Source organism: Grimontia sp. THUN1695, assembly GCF_059704325.2.
In genome coordinates, this window is the sequence record NZ_AP046577.1 from 1,662,695 (window position 1) to 1,686,724 (window position 24,030).

Annotated in this window: 19 protein-coding genes; 10 read left to right on the forward strand and 9 right to left on the reverse strand. The window is 50.3% G+C overall.

Annotated features, from left to right (window positions below; all coding sequences use genetic code 11):
* Positions 1–91 precede the first annotated feature (91 nt).
* A complete protein-coding gene (locus tag AC6IB1_RS11075) occupies positions 92–421 on the forward strand; it encodes a TusE/DsrC/DsvC family sulfur relay protein (protein WP_005503037.1) in 330 nt (109 codons plus the stop codon).
* Positions 422–469: 48 nt separating this feature from the next.
* Here AC6IB1_RS11075 and yccX read toward each other — a convergent pair whose 3' ends face one another.
* The gene (yccX, locus tag AC6IB1_RS11080; RefSeq protein ID WP_497566713.1) at positions 470–742 is read right to left on the reverse strand and encodes an acylphosphatase; all 273 of its coding nucleotides are present in this window, start codon (positions 740–742) and stop codon (positions 470–472) included.
* A 97-nt stretch (positions 743–839) separates the two neighbouring features.
* On the opposite strand from yccX, the gene AC6IB1_RS11085 reads away from it, so the two are divergent.
* From AC6IB1_RS11085 to AC6IB1_RS11095, 3 genes are all read left to right on the forward strand, one after another.
* Complete coding sequence (locus AC6IB1_RS11085; RefSeq protein ID WP_497566714.1) at positions 840–2,222, forward strand: methyl-accepting chemotaxis protein; 1,383 nt, start codon at positions 840–842, stop codon at positions 2,220–2,222.
* 142 nt (positions 2,223–2,364) lie between these two features.
* Positions 2,365–3,552, forward strand: coding sequence for a class I SAM-dependent methyltransferase (locus AC6IB1_RS11090; RefSeq protein ID WP_497566715.1), 1,188 nt, complete (start codon positions 2,365–2,367; stop codon positions 3,550–3,552).
* A gap of 57 nt (positions 3,553–3,609) precedes the next feature.
* Positions 3,610–4,269, forward strand: coding sequence for a YccT family protein (locus AC6IB1_RS11095; protein ID WP_497566716.1), 660 nt, complete (start codon positions 3,610–3,612; stop codon positions 4,267–4,269).
* 59 nt (positions 4,270–4,328) lie between these two features.
* Here the strand turns inward: AC6IB1_RS11095 and AC6IB1_RS11100 are convergent, their stop codons facing one another.
* The 5 genes from AC6IB1_RS11100 to AC6IB1_RS11120 form a co-directional block, all read right to left on the reverse strand.
* On the reverse strand, positions 4,329–6,203 hold the full coding sequence (locus tag AC6IB1_RS11100) for a propionyl-CoA synthetase (RefSeq protein ID WP_497566717.1): 1,875 nt from the start codon (positions 6,201–6,203) through the stop codon (positions 4,329–4,331).
* Between the two features lie 109 nt (positions 6,204–6,312).
* Positions 6,313–7,764 carry a bifunctional 2-methylcitrate dehydratase/aconitate hydratase gene (locus AC6IB1_RS11105; RefSeq protein ID WP_497566718.1) on the reverse strand — a complete coding sequence of 484 codons (1,452 nt, stop codon included), beginning with the start codon at positions 7,762–7,764 and terminating at the stop codon, positions 6,313–6,315.
* Between the two features lie 47 nt (positions 7,765–7,811).
* Positions 7,812–8,948 (reverse strand): bifunctional 2-methylcitrate synthase/citrate synthase, encoded by a 1,137-nt coding sequence (gene prpC / locus AC6IB1_RS11110; protein ID WP_497566719.1) that lies wholly within the window; start codon positions 8,946–8,948, stop codon positions 7,812–7,814.
* A gap of 76 nt (positions 8,949–9,024) precedes the next feature.
* Entirely contained in the window at positions 9,025–9,894 is an 870-nt protein-coding gene (gene prpB / locus AC6IB1_RS11115; RefSeq protein WP_497566720.1) for a methylisocitrate lyase, read from the reverse strand.
* Positions 9,891–10,559: a GntR family transcriptional regulator gene (locus AC6IB1_RS11120; RefSeq protein WP_497566721.1), complete on the reverse strand. Its 669-nt coding sequence runs from the start codon at positions 10,557–10,559 to the stop codon at positions 9,891–9,893. The genes prpB and AC6IB1_RS11120 overlap by 4 nt, the downstream gene beginning before the upstream one ends.
* 369 nt (positions 10,560–10,928) lie before the next feature.
* Here AC6IB1_RS11120 and AC6IB1_RS11125 point away from each other — a divergent pair, with 369 nt between their 5' ends.
* The 3 genes from AC6IB1_RS11125 to AC6IB1_RS11135 all read left to right on the forward strand — a co-directional run bounded on the left by AC6IB1_RS11125 (position 10,929) and on the right by AC6IB1_RS11135 (position 17,497).
* Positions 10,929–14,087 carry a chitinase C-terminal domain-containing protein gene (locus tag AC6IB1_RS11125; protein ID WP_497566722.1) on the forward strand — a complete coding sequence of 1,053 codons (3,159 nt, stop codon included), beginning with the start codon at positions 10,929–10,931 and terminating at the stop codon, positions 14,085–14,087.
* Positions 14,088–14,318: 231 nt separating this feature from the next.
* Positions 14,319–16,148, forward strand: a complete 1,830-nt coding sequence (locus tag AC6IB1_RS11130) for an ABC transporter ATP-binding protein (RefSeq protein WP_497566723.1) — start codon at positions 14,319–14,321, stop codon at positions 16,146–16,148.
* 146 nt (positions 16,149–16,294) lie between these two features.
* Positions 16,295–17,497 (forward strand): sugar transporter, encoded by a 1,203-nt coding sequence (locus AC6IB1_RS11135; protein ID WP_497566724.1) that lies wholly within the window; start codon positions 16,295–16,297, stop codon positions 17,495–17,497.
* Positions 17,498–17,576: 79 nt separating this feature from the next.
* Here AC6IB1_RS11135 and AC6IB1_RS11140 read toward each other — a convergent pair whose 3' ends face one another.
* From AC6IB1_RS11140 to AC6IB1_RS11150, 3 genes are all read right to left on the reverse strand, one after another.
* Complete coding sequence (locus AC6IB1_RS11140; protein ID WP_497566725.1) at positions 17,577–18,575, reverse strand: BMP family lipoprotein; 999 nt, start codon at positions 18,573–18,575, stop codon at positions 17,577–17,579.
* Positions 18,576–18,751: 176 nt separating this feature from the next.
* On the reverse strand, positions 18,752–19,837 hold the full coding sequence (locus AC6IB1_RS11145; protein ID WP_497566726.1) for an endonuclease/exonuclease/phosphatase family protein: 1,086 nt from the start codon (positions 19,835–19,837) through the stop codon (positions 18,752–18,754).
* A gap of 50 nt (positions 19,838–19,887) precedes the next feature.
* Positions 19,888–20,388, reverse strand: a complete 501-nt coding sequence (locus AC6IB1_RS11150) for a 3'-5' exonuclease family protein (RefSeq protein ID WP_005503067.1) — start codon at positions 20,386–20,388, stop codon at positions 19,888–19,890.
* 398 nt (positions 20,389–20,786) lie between these two features.
* Here AC6IB1_RS11150 and mobB point away from each other — a divergent pair, with 398 nt between their 5' ends.
* From mobB to AC6IB1_RS11165, 3 genes are all read left to right on the forward strand, one after another.
* Positions 20,787–21,362 carry a molybdopterin-guanine dinucleotide biosynthesis protein B gene (gene mobB / locus AC6IB1_RS11155; RefSeq protein WP_497566727.1) on the forward strand — a complete coding sequence of 192 codons (576 nt, stop codon included), beginning with the start codon at positions 20,787–20,789 and terminating at the stop codon, positions 21,360–21,362.
* Positions 21,363–21,592: 230 nt separating this feature from the next.
* Positions 21,593–22,048 carry a methylglyoxal synthase gene (locus AC6IB1_RS11160; RefSeq protein ID WP_497566728.1) on the forward strand — a complete coding sequence of 152 codons (456 nt, stop codon included), beginning with the start codon at positions 21,593–21,595 and terminating at the stop codon, positions 22,046–22,048.
* 414 nt (positions 22,049–22,462) lie between these two features.
* Positions 22,463–23,947: a carbon starvation CstA family protein gene (locus AC6IB1_RS11165; protein ID WP_497566729.1), complete on the forward strand. Its 1,485-nt coding sequence runs from the start codon at positions 22,463–22,465 to the stop codon at positions 23,945–23,947.
* Positions 23,948–24,030: the final 83 nt, after the last annotated feature.

Below are 24,030 nucleotides of genomic sequence, written 5' to 3' on the forward strand. Positions count from 1 at the left end.
GAAACGGTTGTTGAGAAAAAAGCTCCTGCGGGAGCTTTTTTTGTTTTTGCAGAGGCATTATTCTTGGCGCGTCCGAAACACGAGGTGATCCATGTTGGAATTAAACGGTAAACAAATCGAAACCGACGCACAGGGCTACCTGAAAAACGTCTCTGACTGGCAGGAAGCATTAGTGCCTTTGCTGGCAGAGCAGGAAAACATCACCCTGACTGATGCGCACTGGGAAGTAATTTACTTTGTTCAGGCGTTCTACAAAGAATTTAACACGTCGCCCGCTATTCGCCTGCTGGTGAAATCGATGGAAAAGAAATATGGCCCTGAAAAAGGCAACAGCCGCTACTTGTACAAGCTATTTCCGAAAGGCCCGGCAAAACAAGCCACCAAGCTGGCAGGCCTGCCAAAACCGGTAAAATGCATTTAATGGGAGGCCCAAAGGCGCCTCCTTTATATTCGCTACTGATCTATTCAGCTATTGAATAGAAAAGCCATCAATTGCTTGCCAGTCCACGTGCTCATGAACCAGCTGAATCACATTTGCCGTTGGTGGCCCTTGGGCAAGCCAAGCCAACAGTGCTTCAACATTCCTTTCTTCACCACACATCAACACAGTGACCGAGCCGTCAGCCTCGTTACGTGCATAGCCAGTAAGGGAGAGCTTCAATCCCTCATGCGCCGTGTGAAACCTGAACCCAACTCTCTGAACACGACCAGAAACAGTCGCTTTGACGCATATATGTGACATATATACCACTCCTGCATTAGTGTTATACATATGTAACAGTGTAATATGACATACGGTATATTTGCACATGCTCACAGTTATTAGAGAAGCCCACATCATGAAAGAAACCCCATTCCGCTGGATTGATCAGTATCTGATCAAACTCAGTCTGAAAGAGAAATTCTATGCCCTTTATGCCTTCATTTTTACCCTTGCCATCGCAACGGGCTTTATTTTCTATTCAGCCTCACTCGCTGAAATCAACGGGGTACAACAAAAGCATAGTGCAGCACTGAGCGCCGTATTGTCTCACTATGACATCAGCGCAACAGAGGCTGCATCAGTATTGGCACAACATGGCGTTAACCAAATATCCGCGTATGGCGCACCGGCTGTTTATGAAGCAGCCAGTGCCGGTTTCTGGGCCCAAATCAGCCCAATGTCATGGGGTGTGCTGCTGGTGTTGTTTGTGCTTGGCATAATGACGTTACATTATGTGTCCAGCTTTATCGGCGGTGCCATGTACACCATGAACCACGCCCTGCAGCGTATGTTAGACGGTGATTTGACCAGCCGTATGAGCTTCTTTCCGGTACGCGATGAGTTCAGCATCATCGCAACAACTGTCGACAACGTTGCCAATCGAGAACACAGTCTGGTTAAAGCCATCAAAAATGCATCACAACTGATGGAAGAGTTATCCGCTGATTTAGGCCGTCGCAGCGCAGACAGTGAGCATCTTTCTACCGAACAACGCTCTTATCTTGATTCATTAGCCAGCGCCACAGAGGAAATGGCAGGCTCAATCCGTGACGTCGCTTCCCATGCAGAACAAACATCAGACGAAATTACCGCGTCCGGTGAAGCGTCACAGCAGAGCCGCTCCCAGGTTGCCCAGACCCTGCATGCCATTCAGGCCCTGAGCGCTGAAATTGAAGCCGCCTCTCAGGCGGTCGCATCTCTTGAGCACAATTCCGCTGAAATCGGCAGCATGGTTTCAACCATCAGCGCGATTTCAGAACAAACCAATCTGCTCGCCCTCAATGCCGCGATTGAAGCAGCCCGTGCTGGCGAACAAGGTCGTGGCTTTGCCGTCGTTGCCGATGAAGTACGTACACTAGCAGGACGCACCCAACAGGCGACGGTAGAAATCCAGCGTATGATCCAGGATTTGGAAAACAACACCGCACACCTGCGTGGCGTGATGCAAGGCACAGTGGATAACGCTGCCGCAAGCGAATCGCTGATGCAGAATATCGAGCTGGAAATCAGCTCAATTTCTGAGCGCAGCCAACGCATTACTGACCGCAGCACTGAAATTGCCACAGCCGCAAACCAGCAAGGCAGCGTGGCGGGCACCATTTCCGCAGATGTCGAACAGGTGCGCCAACAGGCATGGCAAGTGAGTGAGATGATTCAGCAAACCTCTCAGGATGTTGCCAATCTCCAGAAACAGTCATCCAGCCTGTCTTCACTGGTACAGGGCCTTCGTACCGAATAAAGTGGTCTTCTCCAAAAAAAAAAGCGGCCGCTCCCTATGCGGCCGTTTGCAATCTCTGCATTCATCCAAGACAATACAGCATCTTTTACCTGTCCCCAGCTTACATCGTGGGCTGACATATTTGTGAAATTAGGAAACACCAATGAATCCGTCTGTTTATCTGGTTAAAGGCCGTGAAAAGTCTCTGCGCCGTCGCCACCCATGGATTTTCTCCCGTGGTATTCAACGTGTTGAGGGCAAACCTTCCCTCGGTCAGACAGTGGATGTATACGACCATCAGGGCCAGTGGCTGGCACGTGGGGCGTTTTCTCCTAATTCTCAAATCCGTGTCCGTGTGTGGACGTTTGAACAGGAAGACATTGATGTCGATTTCTTTAAAAAACGCCTACAGCAGGCTCAAGGGCTCCGTGATGTGCTCGCCGCCCGTGATGGCTTGACCGGCTATCGCCTGATTGCAGCAGAATCTGATGGCCTGCCCGGTATCACCATCGACCGTTACGACAACTTCCTTGTCTGCCAATTATTAAGCGCAGGAGCCGAAGCGCAGAAAGACAACCTAGTTGCAGCGCTGGTCGACCTGTATCCGGCATGCAGTATCTATGAGCGCTCAGACGTATCAGTGCGCAAAAAAGAAGGCCTGAAAGAGCGCACAGGTGTCCTGCATGGTGACATGCCTCCAGCATCTGTTGTGATCGAAGAAAACGGGGTGAAAATCAGCGTTGATATCACCGGTGGCCATAAAACCGGTTTCTATCTTGACCAACGTGACAGCCGTGAAGCAGCAGTGAAATACGTCAATGGCAAACGCGTGCTGAACTGCTTCTGTTACACCGGCGGTTTTGGTCTGTATGCGCTGAAAGGTAATGCGGCAGAGGTGATCAACATTGATGTCTCCCAACCTGCACTGGATATCGCCAAATCAAACGCAGAAATGAATGGCTACGACCTTTCCAACACCCAGTTTGTTAATGCTGACGTATTCAAATTGCTGCGCGAATATCGCGATGCAGGCGAGCTGTTTGATGTGGTTATCATGGACCCGCCCAAATTTGCAGAATCAAAGTCGCAGCTGGCCGGTGCCTGCCGTGGCTATAAAGACATTAACATGCTGGCGATGCAAATCCTGAAGCCCGGCGGTACACTGCTGACATATTCATGCTCAGGTTTAATGGACAGTGCCCTGTTTCAGAAGATCATTGCTGATGCAGCATTGGATGCGAACCGTAATGTCCAGTTTATTGAACGTTTTGAGCAGGCAGCAGATCACCCCATAGACTCAGCCTACCCAGAAGGGTTCTACCTCAAGGGATTTGCCTGCCACGTGCAGTAAAAAGTTAAAAACGTCAGGCTATACGCCGGACCTAGACACATTTTTCAGGGGATAATCATGAGAAGAAAGCGCTTTCTCGCATCCGTGTTGACCGCACTGCTTCCATTCAGTGCGAATGCCGATGTGACACTCCACCTCAATAACAATGTTGAATTGCTGGCCTATAATGGGCAGACCCACAGCTCTCCGGTGTTTGGCGCTGAAGAGCCCGTTGTACTGGAAGATGGTACACAACAATTAGCATTTCGTTATGTAAAGCGTTTCGAAGAAGGCAAAGACGTTTCATTTGCCAGCACGGATGTGATCATCGTGAAGTTCGATGCCACGGATACTGACGTCTTCTTTGAGTTCCCGGAGCACAAAAACAGACGCGAAGTGCGCCAGTTCAATGAGAAGCCAGAATTCTCTCTCGTGAACAGTGACAACGCGCCCATCGCGTTTGAGCAAAACAAGTTATTGAAATCCGGATTCCAGCTAAGCCGCGATTATCTTTCTGAAATACAACGCTTCAACCAGACTGATGCACCGGCGTCATTGCGTCTCACCGACGTGAGTGTTGCGGAAAAACCAGCCGAGCGGACCGCGACACCAAACCGCACAAAAGTGGTTGTCAGTAATGATGCACTGAACGAAGCCGAGTATCAGTTGCATTATTGGTATGAGAAAGCAGATGCCGAAACAAAAGCCCGCTTCAAAGCTTTTATAAACAAGCGTTAAACCCTGACAATACGGCCGCCCACAAAGGCGGCCGTATTGCTTTCACCCAGAATGATGCATCAACGCAACACGCGACTGATATCATCCAGGCTGGCCGGATCATCGATGGTTGATGGCACAGAGTAACTCTCTCCATCCGCGATTTGCCGGATGATCCTTCTCAGAATTTTTCCTGAGCGTGTTTTGGGCAACCGGTCGACAATGATTGCCTTGTTGAAACAGGCCACAGGGCCAATTTCATTGCGCACCTTTGCCACCAGCGCTTTTTCGATGTCACCGTTGTTGGAATGGTAGCCATCTTTCAACACCACCAGCCCCAACGGCAACTGGCCTTTCAGATCGTCATAAACCCCCACAACAGCGCACTCAGCAACAGCTTCATGGGCACCGACCACTTCTTCCATTTCGCCGGTAGAAAGACGGTGACCGGACACATTGATCACATCATCAATCCGCCCCATGACAAACAGATAGCCGTCTTCATCCATATAACCGCCATCGCCGGATACGTAATACCCCGGAAACTGTTGCAGATACCCAGATTCAAACCTGTCATAGTTACGCCAGACCGTGGTGAGGCAACTGGGTGGCAAGGGACGTTTCACAGCAATATAACCTTGCTGGTTCGCGTCTAAAGGCTCGCCCAGCTCGTTAACGATTTTTACGTCGAAACCCGGTGTTGGCAGGGTGGAGGAACCCGGTTTGGTAGCAAAACTCTCAAGGCCAATCGGGTTACAGGAGATCGCCCAGCCGGTTTCTGTCTGCCACCAGTGGTCAATCACTGGTTTCCCGGTATGTTGTTCGACCCACTCCAGTGTTGGCGGGTCAAGCCGCTCGCCGGCCATAAAGATATGCCGGAGCGATTCCATGGGATACTTACCTATTTCCAGCCCGTCAGGATCTTCTTTCTTGATGGCACGAAAAGCTGTCGGCGCCGAGAATAAAATGGCCACCTTGTATTCATTGCACACCCGCCAGAATGAACCGGGATCAGGTGTTTTCACTGGCTTACCTTCGAACATGATGGTGGTGCAACCGTGAATTAACGGGGCATACACAATGTAAGAGTGCCCAACGACCCACCCCACATCCGAGGCCGCCCAGAACACTTCCCCCGGCTTGACGTCATACACCGTTGACATGCTGTATTTCATCGCCACCGCATGACCGCCATTGTCACGCACCACACCTTTGGGCTTACCGGTCGTCCCTGATGTATAAAGGATATAGAGCGGGTCTGTCGCTTTCACCGGCACACAACCGTGCGGTGTTGCGCGTTCAAACAAAGTCGCCCAGTCCGCATCACGTTCATGCTCCAAGGCTGCCAGCAGCTCCGGACGCTGGTACATCACCACCCTTTCCGGCTTCCAGCGGCTGTCCATCACCGCCTGATCCACCATGGGTTTGTAAGGGATCACTTTGCTGACTTCGATACCGCACGATGCAGTCAGCAACACTTTGGGTTCAGCATCTTCAATGCGCACGGCCAGTTCATTCGGTGCGAAACCACCAAAGACCACAGAATGAATTGCGCCAAGGCGTGCACACGCTAACATTGCTATCGCCGCTTGCGGGATCATCGGCATGTAGATGATCACCCTGTCGCCCTTTTCCACACCCAGTCCGGCCAGCATGCCGGCACATTTGGCAACCTGGTCACGCAGCACGGAATAGCTGTATTGCACTTTCTTACCCGTTACCGGTGAATCATAAATCAGGGCCGTCTGGTCGCCCCTTCCTTGTTCAACATGATAATCAAGCGCGAGATATGAGGTGTTCAGCTCACCATCAGGAAACCAGCGTTCAATGCCATTTTCATCATTGGCCAGTGCTGTCTCTGGCGGGGTAAACCAAGTGATTTGACGGGACTGTTTAAGCCAGAAACCTTCCGGGTCACTGACGGATTGTTGATAGGCGTTTTGATAGGCTGACATAATCCAACTCCTTGCCTGTTGGAGCAGTAGGCTTTCTCTCCAGAAAGCACTGGGGAAAAAGCTTGGCAGCGGTAATGTCACATCTTCCACTACCAAGTAATAAGTAAACTTAGTTGATGCTGAACATCTCCATAAAGGTGTTTACCGGTGTCTTCATCAAGGTTTCCTGATCGCAACACAGGTCGTAAATACGTTGTGCCTGTGCTGCCGGGAAACGGGTCAGGAGATTACGCCTGAACTTGTTTTCAAGTACCGGGATACCTTCTTCGCGGCGACGGCGGTGTCCGATGGGATATTCCACTTCCACTTTTTCCGTGGATGTACCGTCGTTAAAGAAAATTTGGATGGCGTTGGCGATCGAACGCTTATCCGGATCGAGATAGTCGTCGGTGTAGCGCTTGTCTTCGTTGATCACCATTTTCTCGCGCAGGGCATCAATACGCGGCTCGTTGCGGTGGAAATCATCTTCGTAGTGCTCGGCCACCAAATCACCGAACAGCAAAGGCACCGCAATCATATATTGCAGACAGTGGTCACGGTCAGCAGGGTTCGCCAGATCACCGACTTTCGAGATAATGCGGATTGCCGATTCGTGAGTGGTGACTTCAATGCGCTCGATATCATTGATGCGATCTTTCACCTGCCCATGAAGTGCCACGGCGCATTCCACGGCTGTCTGGGCATGGAATTCTGCCGGGAAGGAAATCTTAAACAGCACGTTTTCCATCACATAGGCATCAAACGGCTGGTTAACACGGAAGCTTTCTCCTTTAAACAGCACATCATAAAAACCCCATTTTTCTGCAGTGAGCACGGAAGGCAGTCCCATCTCACCTTTCATGGTGATCATGGCAAGACGAACTGCACGGGATGTCGCATCACCCGCCGCCCACGATTTACGCGACCCGGCATTCGGTGCATGACGATAGGTACGCAGCGCACAGCCATCCACCCAGGCCTGTGACAATGCGTCTATCACCTGATCACGGTTACCCCCTAACATGCGGGTAACGACACCGGTTGAGGCAACACGCACCAGCAATACGTGGTCAAGGCCAACACGGTTATAGCTGTTTTCCAGCGCCAGTACGCCCTGAATCTCGTGTGCTTTAATCATTGCTGTCAGCACATCCTGCATCGTCAGCGCTGACTTACCTTCAGAAACCGCCACCCGGCTCAGATAATCTGCCGTTGCCAGGATGCCGCCAAGGTTATCCGACGGATGTCCCCACTCTGCCGCCAGCCAGGTGTCGTTAAAGTCCAGCCAACGAATCATGCAGCCGATATTGAATGCGGCAGTGACAGGGTCAAGCTCATGGGATGTTCCCGGAACACGCGCACCATTTCGAACGGTGATGCCCGGCACTAATGGCCCCATGTGTTTGGTGCACTCAGGGAAACGCAGTGCCAATAAGCCACAACCCAAGGTATCCATCAGGCAGTTACGTGCCGTGTTGTACGCCTCAGCAGAGGTGATTTCTTTTTCACAGATGTAGTCTGCGAGGGTTTGCAGCAATGCATCCGGCTCAGGGCGTTGGTTTACATCGACGTTCATTGACATGTTTCAGACTCCTTTCTCGTTATTCTTTTGCTTGGGCAAATAAAGGGTTATTGGCGTTTTTCCAGTGGTAACCAATCCTGGTGTTCTGGGCCAATGTAATCCGCACTTGGACGGATAATCCGGTTGTGGGCACGCTGTTCAAACACGTGTGCACACCAGCCTGTGACCCGGCTCATTACGAATATGGGGGTAAACAGCTTGGTGGGAATACCCATAAAGTGATAGGCAGACGCGTGGAAAAAATCAGCATTCGGGAACAGGTCTTTTTCACGTTTCATGACCTGCTCGACACGCTCAGAGACCGTATAAAGCGAAGCTTTCGGTGAGTTTTCAGAAAGCGTTTTCGACCAGGCTTTGATAAGCGCATTACGCGGATCCGATTCGCGGTATATTGCGTGGCCAAAGCCCATGATCTTTTCTTTGTTTGCCAGCATCTGCATCAGCGCCGCTTCGGCTTCATCTGGCGTGCGCCAGTTTTCAATCATCTCCATGGCTGCTTCGTTCGCGCCACCGTGCAAAGGACCACGGAGCGTGCCAATCGCGGCAGTCACACAAGAGTGGAGATCAGACAGGGTGGATGCACACACACGGGCAGCAAATGTTGAGGCATTAAACTCATGCTCGGCATAGAGTACCAGAGAACAATGCATCACACGGGTGTGCAAGTCAGACGGGGCATCCTCAAACAACATATCAAGGAAATAACCGCCAATGCTGTCTTGCTCGCTTGCACGGGTATCAATGCGCACACCATCATGTGAGTAGCGATACCAGTAACAAATCATCGCAGGAAGTTGAGCCAGTAGCGTCTCTGTTTTGTCACCTTGTTCGAAAAAATCCAGTTCTGTGTCAAGGTTTCCCAGCATTGAACAGCCCGTACGCATGACATCCATCGGGTGTGCATCAGCCGGGATTTGCTCCAGCACCGCGCGCAAAGGGGCAGACAGGCCACGCTTACCCATCAATGTGGTTTTGTATTGTTTCAGCTCCGCTTCATTTGGCAGTTTGCCTTTCAGCAGAAGGTAGGCGACTTCCTCAAACTCTGCGTAATTTGCCAGATCGGTGATGTCATAACCCCGATAGGTTAATCCAGTGCCGCTCTTACCCACCGTACAAAGCGCGGTAGTACCTGCACTCTGTCCACGAAGTCCTTCTCCGCCCAACGGCTTGTTCTTGTCCGCCATGGTATGCTCCCTATGCCTGATTCTGTGTGATATGTGTCTTTACTTTCCTTTCGGTACTGCTAAGAAATAATGCGGATTACTTTCCTGAGAACAGCTTGTCGAGCTGTTGCTCGTACTGGTGGTAACCGAGATAGTGATAAAGCTCTTCACGTGTTTGCATGGTATCGACTACGTTGCGCTGATGACCATCAGCTTTGACCTGCTCATACACATTGAGCGCCGCTTTGTTCATTGCTCGAAACGCTGAGAGCGGATAAAGCACCAAACCGACACCAACCTCCCCCAGATCCTGCACGGAAAACAGCGGTGTTGCGCCAAACTCAGTAATGTTCGCCAGCACAGGCACATCTAATGCGTCAGTAAACGCCTGATATTGCTCCAGCGTGTGAATCGCTTCCGGGAAAATCATGTCTGCCCCGGCTTCTACACACGCTATGGCACGTTCAAGCGCCGATTCCAAACCTTCCACCGCCAGTGCGTCGGTACGCGCCATGATTACAAAATTGTCATCCTGACGGGCATCTACCGCCGCCTTTACGCGATCAACCATTTCACTCTGACTGACAATCGCTTTGTTTGGCCGGTGACCACAACGCTTTTGCGACACCTGATCTTCAATATGAACGGCCGCAACACCGGCACGTTCCATCTCTTTCACGGTGCGGGCAATACTGAAAGCGCCGCCAAAACCGGTATCAATATCAACCAACAAAGGAAGGTCGGATGCAGCGGTGATGCGTCTGGCATCTTCCAGCACGTCATTCAGTGTCGTAATACCCAGATCCGGAAGACCAAATGACGCATTGGCGACACCGCCGCCGGAGAGATAAATAGCATGATGACCGGCTTGTTCAGCCAGCATCGCCGTGTATGCGTTAATGGTACCCATAACCTGCAATGGTTTTTGGCTTTCTACTGCCAGGCGAAACGTCTTCCCTGCACTCATGATGCTTTCTCCCTGTCTGAATTAAGTCTTTTTTCTGCTAACTGGCCGCTACGGCGGATGTGTCGTCGCATCAACATTTCCGCCAGTTCTTCATCCCTTTCTTCCAATGCATTGAGGATTTGAACATGCTCATCCAATGCCCGCTCTGGTCGAGATTGTGTTTGCGCAGATTGTTTCCGGTACATGCGGACCAGATGATAGAGCTCGTCACAAAGCAAACTGATCAACTTGGTATTGCGACTTGCCTGGATAATGCGGTAGTGAAAATCAAAATCACCCTGTTGGTGGAAATAGGTCGCACCATCGACATTGTCGATATGTTGTTGGTGACGGTTTAATAGTTGCCTTAAGGATTCAAGCTCACCGGTAGAAATATTGGCGCATGCCTGCCTGATAGCCATGCCTTCCAACGCTTCACGAACCGCATAAATATCCGCCAATTGTGAGGCGCTGATGGTCACTACTCTTGCGCCTACATGGGGGATGCGTTCAATCAATCCCATTGACTCAACACGCATAATGGCTTCACGTAATGGCCCCCGGCTGACGCCTAGTTCCCGGGATAATTCAGGCTCCGAAATTTTGCCGCCAGAAGGAAAACGTCCGCTGACGATGGCTTCAACCAGCCATTCCGTCATTCCTTCCGATTTGGTCACATCCTTCATTGCTGATTCCTGTAAGCTCCGACAATTGTCGACAATATTTAATTGTTTAATCACTTAAAACCAGAATTCAAGTAAATTACAACAATAATTGTCGACAATTTGTATTAGACATTGGTCTATCCCTCCATATTTGCCTAGCCATTATCAACTGCACAAAATTCATGCAGAAAAATGAAACTTTGTGCATTGAAACTGTGAATCGATACCAAGAGCACAAACCTTTTTTTTCAGATACTGACTAGAGATCTAAATCTGGCTAAAACCCAGATGTCCTGTGTTTGTAACTCCTCTACTTTATTCATTGCGCGATTTAAGTGGCGCTAATTACATATAAATCAATAGATAAATTTTATTTTCGAGGAATATCCAATGGATGTGACAGGTAAGAGCAAAGGGTTCACGCTCTCGGCGGTTGCCGTAGCATGTATGTTTGCTTTCAATGCGCAGGCAGCTATCGACTGCTCTGACATTGAGCAATGGCAGGATGGTCAAGCCTATGGCGGAGGCTCAACCGTTCAGCACGAAGGGAATGTCTACACCGCTAACTGGTGGACGAATAATGCCAACCCCGCCACTTCTTCAGGCGAGTATCAGGAGTGGACACGGGTAGACCAGTGTGATTCCGGTAACGTCACCCCTCCGGACAACCAAGCACCGACAGTGTCACTGGATTCACCAAGCGTGACAGATGTCATCAAAAGTGGTGACATTATCTCACTCCGTGCAACAGCCGCGGATGCTGATGGCGCTGTAACAAGCGTGGAATTCTTTGTCGATGGCGCAGCAGTAGGATCATCAACCGCTGCTCCATACTCTGTGAACTGGACTGCCGCAGAAGGCCCACACACCATTACAATAAAAGCCACCGACGATAAAGGCGCAGTCACTGAAAGCGCCCCTATGGACATCACAGTCCAGCCCGGCGTTGTTGAGCCTGATAACGAAGCGCCGACCGTGGCTGTCGCTGCCTCGGCAACCGCAGTCGATCAAGGTGCGGTCATCACCCTGACCGCAGATGCAGCAGACGCTGATGGCACGGTTGCAAAAGTTGACTTCTATGCCGCAGGCCAATTGATCGACTCCGCAACAGCCTCACCATTCACCGTGAAATACACCGCCACAACTGCCGGCAACATCAGTATCTACGCGAAAGCAACGGATGATAAAGGTGCATCAACAGACTCTGCCGTGATTACAGTGAACGTGAAAGGCACGCCTGTTGTTTCAAACTGTCGCCCAGAAGGCCTTTACCAGACGCCGGGCGTGAATGTGCCTTACTGTACGATTTACGATGCCGAAGGCCGTGAAGACATGGGAGCCGATCACCCACGCCGTATTATCGGTTACTTCACCAGCTGGCGTGCAGGAGACGATCCGCAATCCTCCTATCTGGTGAAAGACAATCCTTGGGAACAACTGACCCACATTAACTATGCGTTTGTCAGCATCGGGGCTGACGGTAAAGTCAACATTGGTGATGTGAACGATCCTAACAACGCCGCAGTCAGTAAAGAATGGCCAGGCGTCGAAGTTGACCCTGCACTTGGCTTTAAAGGCCACTTCGGTGCACTGGCAACATACAAGAAGAAACACGACGTTAAGACCCTGATTTCTATCGGTGGCTGGGCAGAAACCGGGGGGCACTTCGGTGTTGACGGTGAACGCGTAGCTGATGGTGGCTTCTACACCATGACCACCAATGCTGACGGTTCTATCAACCATGCCGGCATCCAGAAGTTTGCCGATTCTGCGGTTGAAATGATGCGTAAGTACAAATTCGATGGCCTCGATATCGATTATGAATACCCCACGTCAATGGCTGGCGCCGGTAACCCATATGATAAAGACTTCATGGAACCACGCCGCCCATACCTGTGGGCTTCGTATCAAGAGTTGATGCGTGTATTGCGTGAGAAAATCGATATTGCCTCTGAGCAAGATGGCCACCACTATATGCTGACCATTGCGGCGCCTTCTTCTGGCTACCTGCTGCGCGGTATGGAAACTTTCGATGTCACCAAGTACCTCGATTACGTCAACATCATGAGCTATGACCTGCACGGCGCATGGAATGATCACGTAGGCCACAACGCAGCACTGTTCGATACCGGAAAAGACTCTGAACTGGCTGCCTGGAACGTATACGGCACCAGCCAGTACGGTGGTATCGGTTACCTGAACACTGATTGGGCTTACCACTACTTCCGCGGTTCAATGCCTGCAGGTCGCATCAACATTGGTGTTCCTTACTACACCCGTGGCTGGCAAGGCGTGACAGGCGGTGAAAACGGCCTGTGGGGTAAAGCGGCCCTTCCGAACCAGGCAGAATGTCAACCCGGCACCGGCGAAGGTGAAAAAAACAACTGTGGCTACGGTGCAATGGGCATCGACAACATGTGGCATGACAAGGATCCACAGGGTAACGAAATGGGCGCAGGCTCTAACCCAATGTGGCATGCCAAAAACCTGGAAAATGGTATCTTCGGTACTTATGCTGCTACTTACGGTTTAGACCCAGCGAACGATCCACAAGATGTACTGAAGGGCAAATACACGCGTAACTACGACGCAGTTGCTGTTGCTCCTTGGCTGTGGAACGCGGAAAAACAGGTATTTCTGTCTACCGAAGACGAAGCGTCAATTCAGGTAAAATCTGATTACGTTATCGACAAAGGCATTGGCGGTATCATGTTCTGGGAACTGGCGGGTGACTATGCGTGTTATCAGTTAGATGCCAATGGCAACCGCACCGACGTGGTCGATGCAACCGAGAATGCGTGTAAGACAGGTAACGGTGAATACCACATGGGTAACACCATGACCAAAGCCATTTACGACAAGTTTGCAGCCGCAACACCTTACGGTGCCAAGTTGTCTGACACACCAATGCCAACCGAAGCGGTTGATATTGCAGTGAGCGTAAGTGGCTTTAAAGTGGGTGACCAAAACTACCCGATCAACCCGACTCTCACGTTCACCAATAACACCGGCGTTGATATCCCAGGTGGCACCCAATTCGAGTTCGACATTCCGACATCAGCCCCTGACAATGCGAAAGACCAATCCGGCGGCGGCTTGGAGGTGATTGCATCTGGTCACACCCGTGCTGATAACATCGGCGGTCTGGAAGGCAACATGCACCGTGTCGCTTTCTCACTGCCAGCGTGGAAATCACTGCCAGCAGGCGAAGCATATGAACTTGACATGGTTTATTACCTGCCAATCTCTGGCCCTGCTAACTACACTGTGAACATTAACGGTGTTGACTACGCATTTGCATTTGAGTACAGCGACTTGCCACTGGCCGATCTGTCGACGCCAACGGATCCAGGTAACCCTGACCCAGGCACCTGTGACACTACGGGTATTAATGTGTACCCTGACTGGCCACAAACGGATTGGGCAGGTACGCCAACCCACGCAGCCGCGGGTGATCAAATGGTTCACGAAGGTGCGGTATACAAAGCCAACTGGTGGACATCAACGGTACCGGGCAGCGATGGCAGCTGGTCAAAAGTGTGTGGCTAATCCTCTCGGTGAATCTGAGCCGGCTCTATGGAGCCGGCTTATTCTTTTTATTTTTCTGACATCAAAATAAAAACTGTTCAGAAAATTTGAATGATTTCGTTGGAAACATTGACATTATCCACGGCATGAAACCTGTTAGAATTCCCCCGTCCCTTACTTTACTCACGATGAAGCCCGTATCTGTTTTTTGCTTCAATCATTCACTGTGAGCCACTACATCCGGAAGTTTTCATGATCTACAAACTGTTTGAGCGTATTACGCTGGCTTTTCCTCCTTCCGAGCCGGAGCAGCCACCCAATAATCTGCTCGCGTTTTGCCGACACTACACCAAAGGTTTCGAACGCCCCTTACTCGCCATGTCATTACTGACTGCACTGATCGCGATTGCAGAAGTATCATTGTTTGGCTTTATGGGGCAACTGGTTGACTGGCTGGCTAATCAGGATAGAACAACGTTTCTTGCCGACGAAGGGAACACACTGCTTGGCATGGGATTGTTGATCCTCATTGGAATGCCGCTGTTGGTATCCCTGCATTCGCTGGTGATACACCAAACCCTTCTCGGTAACTACCCGATGTCAATCCGTTGGATGGCACACCGCTACCTGCTCAGACAAAGCATTGGTTTTTATCAAAATGACTTTGCAGGGCGCATTGCTACCAAGGTGATGCAGACCGCGCTCTCCATTCGGGAAACCGTCATGAAGCTGCTGGACGTTGCCGTGTATATCTCGGTCTACTTCGCCATGATGCTGTTTATGGTCGGGCAAGCCGATATTCGCCTGATGATCCCCTTGATCCTCTGGCTTGTTGCCTACATCGGTATCCAGATTTACTTTGTGCCTAAGCTGAAAGCCGTATCGACCGAGCAAGCGGATGCCCGATCGCTGATGACCGGACGGATTGTCGACAGTTATACCAACATCGCCACCGTTAAACTTTTCTCACACACAGATCGTGAAACCGAATATGCCGAAGAAGGCATGAGTGTGTTTATGGATACCGTTTACCGACAGATGCGCCTTGCCACCGGCTTCAACATCGCCGTAGAAATCGCTAACTATGCGTTGGTCTTCGCCATTGGCACCATTTCTATCTGGCTGTGGCTAGATTCCGCCATCACGATTGGCGCTATCGCTATTGCTGTCAGTCTTGCCTTGCGCATAAACGGCATGTCGAAATGGATCATGTGGGAAATTGGCTCCCTGTTTGAAAACATCGGTACTGTGGTTGATGGCATGTCGACGCTGTCCAAACCCGTCGAAGTTATGGACAAGCCAAACGCACCTGCGCTTGACGTGCCGCAAGGTGCCATCAGTTTTACTGATGTTTGCTTCCACTATGGTGAAGGCAAAGGGGTGATTGAAAAACTGAACCTCAATATTAAACCGGGTGAGAAAGTTGGGTTGGTTGGCCGCTCCGGTGCAGGTAAATCAACGCTGGTAAACCTGCTGATGCGTTTCCATGATGTGGAAGGCGGTGAAATTCGCATCGATGGCCAGAACATTGCTGAAGTGACGCAGGATTCACTGCGTGCCAACATCGGTATGGTGACGCAAGATACGTCCCTGCTTCACCGTTCAATCCGTGAAAACATCCTTTACGGCAACCCGTCTGCCAGCGAAGAGACGATGCTTGAGGCAGCCAAGAAAGCGCAGGCACATGACTTTATTGAAACCCTGAGTGACCCACACGGTAATCGTGGCTATGATTCACAGGTCGGGGAACGTGGTGTAAAACTGTCAGGCGGACAACGCCAGCGTGTGGCTATTTCCCGGGTACTGTTAAAAGATGCCCCCATCCTGATTTTGGATGAAGCCACGTCAGCACTGGACTCAGAAGTAGAGGCTGCGATTCAGGAAAGTCTTTACCAATTGATGGAAGGAAAAACGGTTATCGCCATTGCACACCGCCTCTCCACCATTGCCGCAATGGACAGACTGGTTGTGCTCGATCAGGGGCAAATTGTTGAACAAGGCACCCACAAGGAATTGATTGCCAGTGGCGGTATCTATGCCCAGCTCTGGCAGCACCAGACCGGCGGATTTATCGGGGATTAACCCCCATTTTCCTTAAAAGGCGCTTCGGCGCCTTTTTCTTCATCGCAACAGAGGGCAAACATGTGGTGTTGGCCTGGCGGTTTTGTTGTTGCCTCTCACTCAGGCCTGCCTTACACTTTGATCCCTTTAGTCTGTCACGTCCAATCATGCACCCAGAACAAGAAAAATTATTGCCCTGGCTCAGAGTCATTCTGATGGCGTTAAGCGCATTTATTTTCAATACCACAGAGTTTGTTCCTGTCGGGATGTTAGCAAACCTTGGTGAGAGTTTTGGTATGCGTCCGGCAGAAGTCGGCCCAATGCTGACCATCTATGCCTGGATTGTTGCACTGTCATCATTGCCTGTGATGTTGCTACTGGCCAATGTTGAACGCCGCCGCCTGCTGCTGGGCGTCTTTGTCCTGTTTGTTGTCAGCCATGTCGTTTCTGCTTTGGCAAACAGTTACAACATGTTACTGGTATCTCGCGTTGGTATCGCATTCGCCCACTCAGTCTTCTGGTCAATCAGCGTAGCAATCGCTGTGAGAATGGCACCAGAAGGTAAAAGCGCTGTGGCTATCGGCCTGCTTGGAACGGGGACAGTGCTGGCCATGGTAATGGGTGTACCGCTAGGCCGCGTTATTGGCGAATGGTTTGGCTGGCGAGCCACATTCGGCAGTATCAGTGTGATTTCCGCCCTGTTAATGCTGGCGCTGTGGCGATGGCTACCGGCACTGCCGATTTCCAACTCAGGCAACCTTTCAAGTCTGCCGGAAATAGGCCGAAATAAGCCGTTACTGGGCCTTTATCTATTGACGGTGATTGTGGTCACCGCCCACTTTACGGCTTATACCTACCTTGAGCCGTTGATCCAACGGGTTTGGCATTTAAGCCCTGATGTGACTACCTGGGCACTCTTGACTTACGGTGCCGCCGGTACTGTTGGCAGTCTGTTATTCAGCCGCCTGCAACCCCACTATCCTAACGTCATGTTGGTGCTGGGGTTTGGTACGCTGGCGCTATGCCTTTCACTGCTATCCGTGTCAAATGTTTCCCCATTACAACTCTTCCCCGGCGTCGCTATCTGGGGAGCAGTAATGATGATGGTCATGCTCGCCATGCAAACCCGCGCACTTGAATATGGATCCAGGGCAACGGATATCACCATGGCCATTTACTCTGGCATTTTCAATGTAGGAATTGGTGCGGGTGCGTTGTTAGGTAGCCAGATCGTGCTATATCTGGGTGCTGCAAACAATGGTCTGGTGGCACTGGCAGTGATCAGCATTGGAATACTGCCGCTTTGGTATCTGTTACGGAAAAAGAAAACAGACACGATGGACACAGGCCATATGCAAATGCAACCCTGAAAAACAAATGCGGTGAAGACCTGTGTGAGCAAAACGCCCCCGGATAGCCAGTCGGACGACGGGGGCGAAAATAACGGAATCAATATTCGCAAGAATCAGTGCTGAGGTAGTCGTGAACCACGACCTTACCCGCAATGATGTCGTCACGGACTTGCGTTACGCGCGCTTCCATTTCAGGGGTAACCAGATCACGGTTATATTCGTCCAATGCCCAGTCAACACCGCCTTCTTTCAGGCCCAGCACCTGCAAACCCGGTGTGAATTCGCCGTTTTTCGCATCGCTGAATGCATCCTGGACCGCAACATCAACACGTTTTACCATCGACGTCAGCATCACACCCGGGTGCAGATAGTTTTGGTTTGAATCAACGCCAATCGCGTACTTTCCACCGTCTGCTGCTGCCTGATAAACGCCTATACCGGTCCCGCCCGCAGCGGCATAAATGACGTCTACACCTTTATCAAACTGCGATTTCGCCAGCTCAGCACCTTTGGTTGGGTTATTCCACGCTGCGGGCGTTGATCCGGTCATGTTTTGGATCACTTCCGCGCCTTCCGCTTCATACTTCACGCCCTGCTCGTAACCGCAGGCAAACTTGCGGATCAGTGGAATGTCCATTCCCCCAACAAAGCCGACCTTATCGCTTTCACTTTTCATCGCGGCGAGTACACCCACCAGGAATGAACCTTCGTGCTCTTTAAATACCACCGAGCGCACATTTGGCTGATCAACCACAGCATCAATAATCACGAACTGGGTTTTGGGGAACTGTTTCGCCACTTTTTCTATGATCGGTGCCTGCAGTAATCCCACCGCCACAATCGGGCTAAAACCACGCTGGGCCATACGCAACATAGCTTGCTCACGCTGGGCTTCGTTAGTGATTTCAAACTCACCGTAGCGGATACCGGTTTCACTCTTAAAAGCCTCAGCTCCGGTGTAAGCTGCCTGGTTGAATGATTTGTCGAACTTACCGCCCATGTCGAAAATGATGGAGGGTTTGAATTGTGCAGCTGAGGCGGATGCAGACATAAAACCAAGGGTTACTGCTGCAGCCAGTGAGGTGATGGTTTTCATCCGTGCTACTCCATTTAATGAAGAGATCCATACGTTCGTTCAATAAATTAACATTCGACCGAAGATCCTCGGACAAATATCGACCTTAAGGCGATGAAATTTTGAATACTTTCACACACCACCTTGTTGTCTGTGTATTCATTGGCGGTTTTTGAGTGGCAGTCTGTTAGCTGGGGTCATCGCAGTTGGAGATCAACCCACACCAGGCGATGATCAGAGGAGTGCGAAGCCACAGCGTTACCCTTGTGATTGTGGATCAAATGCCCGATCAGATTGTCTGGGTTGGGCCAGAATACGCCAGCATCCAGTACGTTAAAGTGGATAGATGGCAAGACATAATCCAACCGCAGGCCACGGTGGTGAGTTGCCTGGCGTTTTCGCCGGGTATGGACGCGTAATAACGTAGCTTCGGCGCCGTCACTTTCCGGCTGTACATCCTGAATCTTTGCATCATCCAATAGCTGGCGTATTGCATTCCGATCCCCATCACCATTGACCGGATCCGCATTGAGATCCCCTATCACCACAAATGGCTGTGAAGGCGTAAGTCCTCCTGCCTTTCCTGCGTCATCAACCAAAAAATCTGCCCCCCGAACAATGTCATGCAGCAGGCGGAGTTCATCAGCATTGCGTTTATAGTTACGTTTCTCCACGCCATCAAAAACAGGTGGAGTGGGATGACAGGTAACCAGCTGAATCACTTTGTCATGCACGATAACAGGCAAGGCGATATGGTTTTTCGAGGACAAACGCAAAGATCCCAGCCCTTTCTCAGCGAAATACGCGCGTGGCATTTTGCTGTCAGGGTATGATGCCCAGCAGAGGGTTTGCCAGGAACGCAGGTTTTCCAAATCAAGGGGGTATCGGCTCAACACGACAAAACCATACTGCCCATGGTGCCGGCCAAAGCCATGCGCCCGTTCCGGTGATGTCGCAACGTCTTCCCCGTTGCACACAGCGAGCCCGGTATTGGTAGGCGGAGCATACTGAAAAGGATAATGAATGGCAGGCTGCCCACACTGGGGCTTTTCAAGATAAGCAAGCTGGAAATACGCCAACATGCCGTCATCGCCGCCGTGCCCAGGATGGTCAAACTCACACAATAAAAGGACATCAGGCTGTATATGTTGGATGATGGCGGCGATATGGTTGAAACGGCGATGCGTGCCTGCTTTAAGTTCACGGAAAATATCGCCGGGCGCGTCAGCTGACATGGCAACATTAAACGTCGCAAACCTCAGCACCTTGTTGTCAGAACCCACTATCACTACTCAGTCTGTACCCAAAGCACAATGTTAACCTTTCGGGTAGGCTAGGAACAACGCTCCTGACTGAGAATCATCGACAAAGCCTGACGAATATACTTGGCATCGGCTTCAGCCCGGTGTGGCGCAGGACCAAGCGAATCGAGGGCGGACAGGAAATCCCCCCGGCTGATACTGTCATGGTTCAACAACCAGTGCCCGACTTCAGTCAGGGTAAATGTCGGTCGCATATGGGCAGCCTTATATAATCGCCCCAACCAAAACAGATCCCACTGACTGTCACACAGAACGTCATCGTAATAACACAATGCACTGTTAAGATGAGAACAAACGTCGGTGACAGAAAGCCCTTCCGCTTTCAGACTATGACGGGAGATACCATGAATTTCCGTTTCAGCAAATTCATCCCAGTATTGCCAGCTCTCGCAAGAAGATTCAGGATTAATCAGCAAGCTGATACTGGTCCCATCGGGCAAGCTGTAGCCCACTTCTATCGGATATGAGGCTTCTGTTAAACCAGAGGCTTCAAAATCAAGGGTAACCCACATATTATCGCTCCATGATAATGTTGTGTTCATTGAAAATAGCGAAAAACAAGCCAACCTTGGAGCGTTAGTGACGGGCACATCCTGTTTGCCCTATAAACGATCCAGACTCAAGGCGACTGTATTTCGCAGTGATTTTATACCTCAGCTGAAAACTTTGTGGGAATTCAGGCCAAAGAGGAGAAGTTTATCCCATCCAGTGGTCCTTTCACACTTTTCGGCTAGAGAAACGCAATCGCTATGCTATGCAACAGATAAATGCGCTTTTATGCATAATAAATGTAGCGCCTATGCGTGTTTCTGCACGGCAAAACCCGACCCGTAATGGATATTCCACAGCGCTTTATCATTTTTTAGAAAAAGGTGCCTATGCACATGCCAACAAACGATAGTGATGATCTATGCCCAGTAAACAGTTAACGCCCGTACTTGGCTTTGCCGGGTACAGCGGTGCCGGAAAAACCACGCTGCTCGAAGCCGTCATTCCCCACCTTAAAACCGCGGGCTTAAAAGTCGGCCTGCTGAAACACAGTCACCACGATATTGAGCCGGATAAACCCTCAAAAGACAGCTATCGCCTGCGCTATGCGGGCAGCGATCAACTGCTGCTGGCAACCTCAAAACGCCACATGCTTTTTTTTGAATATCATGATCAGGAGAATCGGGAGCCTTCGCTGAAAGAGTGCTTGGCACAACTGGATCACGCTCGGCTGGATGTTGTATTGGTGGAAGGCTTTCGCGATGAAAAATTCGCCAAAATAGAAGTTCACCGTCCACGCTATGGAAAACCCACCCTGTACAATCAGGACAAACACATTATTGCTGTCGCCTATGACGAGAAACCCACCGGTTTCGATCACTCAGGATTACCCGCGCTCGACCTGAACCAATCTGCTAACATTGCAGCCTTCATTAAATATTGGCTGAAAAATGCACCAATACATGAGAAGTATCTCGCTTATGAACCTTTGATGTAAAACCTCTCTCCCGAGCAACGTATTGACGTGAATAAAGTCGGTTGAAATGACAAGCTCAATGTGTCGGAATTATTAGGCCTGTTGATATTTTGAGGTTGTTTTTACAACAAAAGATCTTACCCGAAGTGGAAAAATTAACGATCTACGTCCGGATTTACCCATCCACGTATCGCCCGTTTCAATTAAAAACTTCAAAATGAGTCTTTCTATATATGGATAAGAAGCTAGAGATGAAATTAACTACCCGTACCCTCAGTCCACGTAAACAAATCGCTCTGGTTGCCCACGACCACTGCAAATCTGAATTACTGCGCTGGGTGAAGGAAAACAAAGATGCACTTTCGCACCATTCGCTGTTTGCGACCGGCACGACGGGTAATATCCTGAGCCGGGAGACGGGCCTGTCGATCACGTCACTAATGAGCGGTCCTTTGGGCGGTGATCAGCAGTTGGGGTCGATGATTTGTGAAAAGAAAATCGATGTGCTGGTTTTCTTCTGGGATCCGCTAAGTGCCGTACCGCACGACCCGGATGTGAAGGCGCTGCTTCGCATTGCCGCAGTATGGAATATTCCGGTGGCAATTAACCGGGCGTCGGCCAACTACCTCATTTCATCTCCGATGATGACGCACGAAGTCGACATTGAAGTGCCAGACTACGACAAATATCTCGAAGAAAGGCTGTAACGCCTTGATGAGTCTCCGCCCATAACCCAAGGTGTGGTGGCGCGAAGCCGCCACCCTTATTACTGTATTCACGCCATTGTCGATAAGGTGTGCAATCAGCAAACGTCGGTAGAAACTGGTTTTTGTTTTGCTTGGCTTACTCAAACATCTTTCCTTTTTAGCGGTAGTTAATAATCGGGTTTTCTTTGAATATGTTGCACCCAGCGTAGCCTTTACAGAGGCAGGATGAACGGCCAGTCGCAATTTTAGTGCTACGCTTCACACCCGAGACAATTGATTGCCTATCGCCTGCCTCTTAATGCGTCATACAACCGCTTAAATTTCTATTCCACCACTTAACCACTGAGTGAATGCCTTATTGCACGAGAAGCCATAGAGTTAGCACTGTGAATCAATTCAATAAGGACAATGGCTATGATGTGGTTTCTCACCTGTGTCGCTGCGCTGATTGGCGGCTACTTCATCTATGGGGCGTTTATTGAAAAGGTGTTCGGCGTAAACGAACTCCGGAAAACCCCAGCACATACTAAAACCGACGGTGTTGATTATGTTCCGATGTCGACGCCTAAGGTGTATCTGGTTCAGCTTCTGAACATTGCCGGTGTGGGCCCAATCTTCGGTCCGATCATGGGTGCGCTATATGGCCCGGCGGCGATGCTTTGGATTGTGGTGGGATGTATCTTTGCGGGTGCAGTACACGACTACTTCTCTGGCATGTTGTCAGTCCGTAATGGTGGCGCTTCCGTGCCAAGCATTACTGGCCACTATCTGGGTAACGGCGCAAAACATTTTATGAACATTTTTGCCATTATCCTGTTGCTGCTGGTTGGTGTGGTTTTTGTTTCTGCACCTGCAGGTATGATCACCAACCTGATCAACGAACAAACCAGTCTGACAGTAACAATGACCAGCATGGTCGTAATTATCTTCACGTATTACATCATTGCGACTATCGTTCCAATAGATAAAATCATCGGCCGTTTCTATCCGTTCTTCGGTGCCCTGCTGATCTTTATGTCTGTGGGTCTGATGACAGCGATTGGCTTTTCTGATGAGCACACTGTCATGGGCAACTTTGCAGTAAGCGACATGTTCAGCAACCTGAATCCAAACGATATGCCACTGTGGCCAGCCCTGTTCATCACCATTGCGTGTGGCGCGATTTCAGGCTTCCATGCAACCCAATCTCCACTGATGGCACGCTGCGTGGAAAATGAGAAGAACGGTCGCTTTGTGTTCTACGGAGCCATGATTGGTGAAGGTATCATCGCCCTGATCTGGTGTGCCGTTGCCTTGTCTTTCTTCGGTTCGCTGGAGGCACTGAATGATGCTGTGGCCAGTGGCGGTCCGGGTAATGTGGTTTACAGTGCCTCATTCGGCTTGTTGGGTGTGTTCGGTGGCATCATTGCGTTCCTGGGTGTGGTTATCCTGCCTATCACTTCTGGCGACACTGCATTCCGTTCAAGCCGCCTTATCCTCGCTGAATACTTCAATATGGAGCAAAAATCGCTGCGCAGCCGACTGCTGATGGCAATGCCACTCTTTGTCATCGGTGGCATCCTGACCCAGGTAGATTTCGGCATTATCTGGCGCTACTTTGGGTTTGCAAACCAAGCCACGGCAGTCATGATGCTGTGGACAGCATCCGCATACCTGCTGCGCCATAACAAGCTTCATTGGATCACTACCGTTCCAGCAATGTTTATGACATCAGTGTGCGTGACCTTCATCCTGAACAACGCCACACTGGGCTTTGGCCTGCCCATGAATATCTCAACAGGTGCCGGTGTTCTTTTTGCCCTGATGGTAGCAGCCTACGTGATAAAAACGTCGAAAGGGAAAGGTGAAACAGAACTCGATGATGAAGAGATCCCTCAGGCAGAAACTAAAACAGCCTAATATAACAAAATGTTAAAATAGAGCCTGCCTTCGCAGGCTCTATTTGTTTCATTTCCCGTCACAGATACAATGAGAAAAAAGAA